Raw genomic sequence first — 4503 nt, forward strand, 5'->3', positions numbered from 1 at the left:
TCGCGATCCCCCCGGGCGGCGGTTCCTCGCGGCCCATCGCGATGCGGCCCGCCCGGGCTCCCGCCTCCGCCAGCGGCAACCGCACCGTCGTCAGTGCGGGCACCGCGTCGATGCTGAAGGGCAGGTCGTCGAAGCCGGCGACGGACACGTCGTCCGGGATCCGCAGTCCGGAGTCCCGCAGCGCCGCGCACGCGCCCAGGGCCACGGAGTCGTTAGCCGCCACGACGGCCGTCAGCGAGGGGTCCCGCCGCAGCAGCTCCAGCGTGGCCTCGTACCCGGACCGCCGGTCGTAGCGGCCGTGCACGGTCCACCGCGGGTCCTCCTCGATGCCGTGCGCCGCCAGTGCCGCCCGGTGGCCCTCCAGCCGGTGCCGGGTCGTCGTCCGCTCCTCGGGGCCCGCGATGTAGCCGAGCCTGCGGTGCCCGAGTCCGATGAGGTGCTCGGTCAGCTCCTTGCCGCCGCCCCGGTTGTCGAAGGTCAGCGCGATCGCCCCGGTCTCCGGCGCCGGCGGCCGCCCGCACAGCACGATCCGCGTCCCCGCGTCCGCCAGCTTCCGCAGCTTCGCGGACATCGCGGCCTTGTGGGGCGCGTCCTCGACCGCGCCACCGGTGAGGACGACGGCCGCCGCCCGCTGCCGCTGCAGCAGGGTCAGATACGTCAGCTCGCGCTCCGGAGACCCGCCCGTGTTGCAGACCACACCGAGCCGCTCACCGCCCGCGCGCCCGCCCGGCCCCCCGATCTCCGACTGGATCGCACCGGCCATGATCCCGAAGAAGGGGTCGGCGATGTCGTTCACGAGGATCCCGACGAGGTCCGAGGTGGCGGCGGCGAGCGAGCTCGCCGGACCGTTCAGCACGTAGTCCAGCTCGTCCACGGCCCGCAGCACCCGCTCGCGGGTGGACGCGGCCACGGGATAGTTCCCGTTCAGTACGCGCGACACCGTCGCGGGGGAGACCTGGGCGCGGGCCGCCACGTCCGCCAGGGTCACCGTCATCTCGTCGTCCTCCGGTCGCGCGCCTCGGCCTGCCGCGGTGTGCCGCGGCCTGCCTGGCGCATCTCAGTCGTACTCCGTCGTACACGCGGGCATCCAGGGCCCGGTTCCGAGCCGACCTTAAGCCCCTCGCCCCCGGTTGTTCGCCCCCTCGAACAACTCGCCCCCGACGCGCTCTTGTCCAGACCGCTGGTCAGAGGCTAGCTTCTTCCTAGATAGAAAGCGCTTGCTGTAACGCTCATCAGTGGAGCGTGCGCGGCGCGCACAACCGCGTACGACTCCTATGAAGGGAATGACGTGACACGCAAGACGGTGCGTATCGCCATGAACGGTGTGACGGGGCGCATGGGCTACCGCCAGCACCTCGTCCGCTCCATCCTCGCCCTCCGCGAGCAGGGCGGCCTCGACCTCGGCGACAGCGAGGTGCTGTGGCCCGAGCCGGTCCTCGTGGGCCGCCGCGAGCACGCCCTGAAGGCCCTCGCCGAGCAGCACGGCCTGGACCCGGCGAACGTCTCCACCGACCTGGACGCGGTCCTCGCCGACCCGACCGTCGAGATCTACTTCGACGCCCAGGTCACCTCCGCCCGCGAGGAGGCCATCAAGAAGGCGATCGCCGCCGGCAAGCACATCTACACCGAGAAGCCCACCGCCACCGGCCTCGACGGCGCCCTGGAGCTGGCCCGCCTCGCCGAGGCGAAGGGCATCAAGCACGGCGTCGTCCAGGACAAGCTCTTCCTGCCGGGCCTGCTCAAGCTCAAGCGCCTCATCGACGGCGGCTTCTTCGGCCGCATCCTCTCGGTCCGCGGCGAGTTCGGCTACTGGGTCTTCGAGGGCGACTGGCAGCAGGCCCAGCGCCCGAGCTGGAACTACCGGGCCGAGGACGGCGGTGGCATCGTTGTCGACATGTTCCCGCACTGGGAGTACGTGCTCCACGAGCTCTTCGGCCGCGTGAAGTCCGTCCAGGCCCTCACCGCCACCCACATCCCGCAGCGCTGGGACGAGAACGACAAGCCCTACGACGCCACCGCCGACGACGCCGCCTACGGCATCTTCGAGCTGGACGGCGGCGCCATCGCCCAGATCAACTCCTCCTGGGCCGTCCGCGTCAACCGCGACGAGCTGGTGGAGTTCCAGGTCGACGGCACCGAGGGCTCGGCGGTCGCCGGCCTGCGCAACTGCCGCGTCCAGCACCGCTCCGCCACCCCGAAGCCGGTCTGGAACCCCGACATCCCGGCCACCGAGGTCTTCCGCGACCAGTGGCAGGAGGTCCCGGACAACGCCGAGTTCGACAACGGCTTCAAGGCCCAGTGGGAGCTCTTCCTCAAGCACGTCTACGCCGACGCCCCCTACCAGTGGGACCTCCTCGCCGGCGCCCGCGGTGTCCAGCTCGCCGAGCTGGGCCTGAAGTCCTCGGCCGAGGGTCGCCGTCTCGACGTACCGGAGATCTCGCTGTGACGATCCAACTCCCCACCGGAGACGGCGGGTTCAAGGCGTACGAACCCCGTGAGGAACCCCTCGCCGTCACCTCCGGCTCGCCCTTCACCTCCCGTACGGTCTTCTCGGCGGCGCACGTCGTCGCCGACCCGTTCGCCGACGTGACGCCGGACTCCCCGGCCGCCGTCGACTGGGACGCCACCCTCGCCTTCCGCCGTCACCTGTGGTCGCACGGGCTCGGGGTCGCCGAGGCCATGGACACCGCCCAGCGCGGGATGGGCCTGGACTGGGCGGGCGCGGCCGAGCTGATCCGCCGCAGTGCCGCCGAGGCCAAGGCGGTCGGCGGGCTCATCGCCTGCGGAGTGGGCACCGACCAGCTCACCGGCCCGGCCACCCTCGCCGAGGTCCGGGCCGCCTACGAGGAGCAGCTCGCCCTCGTCGAGCAGTCCGGCGCGCAGGCCATCCTGATGGCCTCCCGGGCCCTCGCTGCCGCGGCCAGGGGCCCCGAGGACTACCTGGAGATCTACGGCCACCTGCTCCGCCAGGCCACGGAGCCGGTCGTCCTGCACTGGCTCGGCCCGATGTTCGACCCGGCCCTCGACGGTTACTGGGGCTCCTCCGACCTGGACGCGGCCACCGACACCTTCCTGGAGGTCATCGCCGCCCACCCCGACAAGGTCGACGGCATCAAGGTCTCGCTGCTGGAGGCACAGCGCGAGATCGACATCCGCCGCCGGCTCCCGCAGGGCGTCCGCTGCTACACCGGCGACGACTTCAACTACCCCGAGCTGATCGCGGGCGACGACCAGGGCTTCTCCCACGCCCTGCTCGGCATCTTCGACCCGCTGGGCCCGCTGGCCGCCGAGGCGGTCCGGGTGCTGGACACCGGTGACGCCAAGGGCTTCCGTGAACTCCTCGACCCCACGGTCGAGTTGTCGCGGCACCTGTTCCAGGCGCCGACCCGCTTCTACAAGACGGGCGTGGTCTTCCTCTCCTGGCTGGCCGGCCACCAGTCGCACTTCACGATGGTCGGCGGCCTCCAGTCGGCCCGCTCCCTCCCGCACTTCGCGCGCGCCTACGAACTCGCCGACGGCCTGGGCCTGTTCCCCGACCCGAAGCTCGCCGAGGAGCGCATGAAGAACCTGCTGTCCCTGTACGGGGTGACCCAGTGACCGACCTGTCCCGCTTTTCCATCAACCAGATGACGGTCAAGCAGTTGTCCCTGCCGGAACTGGTCGCGGCCTGCCAGGAGTCGGGCATCGGCAACGTCGGCCTGTGGCGCGAGCCCGTTCAGTCGTACGGCGTCGAGGAGACGGCCAAGCTGGTCCGCGACGCGGGCCTGACGGTCACCACCCTGTGCCGGGGCGGCTTCCTCACGGCGATCGACCCGGACGAGCGGGCCGCCGCCCTGGACGACAACCGGCGCGCGGTCGACGAGGCGGCGACGCTGGGCACCGACACCCTGGTGCTGGTCTCCGGCGGCCTCCCGGCGGGGTCGAAGGACCTGCGCGGGGCCCGTGAGCGGATCGCCGACGCTCTGACGGTGCTCGGTCCCTACGCCGAGGAGCACGGGGTGAAGCTGGCCATCGAGCCGCTGCACCCCATGTACGCCTCCGACCGCTGCGTGGTCTCCACGCTCGCCCAGGCCCTGGACCTGGCGGAGCGCTTCCCCGCGCGGCAGGTCGGCGTCACGGTGGACACGTACCACATCTGGTGGGACGACAACGCGCCCGCGCAGATCGCCCGCGCGGGCGCCGGCGGCCGTATCCACACCTTCCAGCTCGCGGACTGGACGACCCCGCTGCCGGAGGGCGTGCTGAACGGCCGCGGGCAGATCGGCGACGGCGCGATCGACATGCGGGAGTGGCAGGTGTACGTCGAGGCGGCCGGTTACACGGGCGCCATCGAGGTCGAGCTGTTCAACGACGCGCTGTGGGCCCGGGACGGGCGTGAGGTCCTCGCGGAGACGGCGGAACGGTTCGTGGCGCACACCGCGTGAAGCGGGCCGGACATTTCGAGGGGGCCCGGTCGACGACCGGGCCCCCTCGGGTTTCCCCTCCCCGTCAGGACCCCCGCGA

General features: G+C 72.0%; 4 protein-coding genes. 3 read left to right on the forward strand and 1 reads right to left on the reverse strand.

All coding sequences use genetic code 11. From position 1 onward, the window contains the following. Positions 1-994 (reverse strand): LacI family DNA-binding transcriptional regulator (locus EHS43_RS38145; protein ID WP_148104203.1); only part of this gene is annotated, 994 nt, incomplete at its 3' end. 294 nt (positions 995-1288) lie between these two features. Between EHS43_RS38145 and EHS43_RS38150 the strand changes: the two genes are divergently transcribed. Genes EHS43_RS38150 through EHS43_RS38160 form a run of 3 tightly spaced genes read left to right on the forward strand, consistent with a single transcriptional unit; the run spans position 1289 to position 4424 of the window. Then, positions 1289-2446 (forward strand): Gfo/Idh/MocA family protein, encoded by a 1158-nt coding sequence (locus tag EHS43_RS38150; protein WP_125195187.1) that lies wholly within the window; start codon positions 1289-1291, stop codon positions 2444-2446. Then, positions 2443-3597, forward strand: a complete 1155-nt coding sequence (locus EHS43_RS38155) for a dihydrodipicolinate synthase family protein (RefSeq protein ID WP_125195188.1) — start codon at positions 2443-2445, stop codon at positions 3595-3597. The genes EHS43_RS38150 and EHS43_RS38155 overlap by 4 nt, the downstream gene beginning before the upstream one ends. After that, a complete protein-coding gene (locus EHS43_RS38160; protein ID WP_185806593.1) occupies positions 3594-4424 on the forward strand; it encodes a sugar phosphate isomerase/epimerase in 831 nt (276 codons plus the stop codon). Before EHS43_RS38155 ends, EHS43_RS38160 begins: the two co-directional genes overlap by 4 nt. Positions 4425-4503: the final 79 nt, after the last annotated feature.

Source organism: Streptomyces sp. RP5T, assembly GCF_003933965.1.
Taxonomy (GTDB): domain Bacteria; phylum Actinomycetota; class Actinomycetes; order Streptomycetales; family Streptomycetaceae; genus Streptomyces.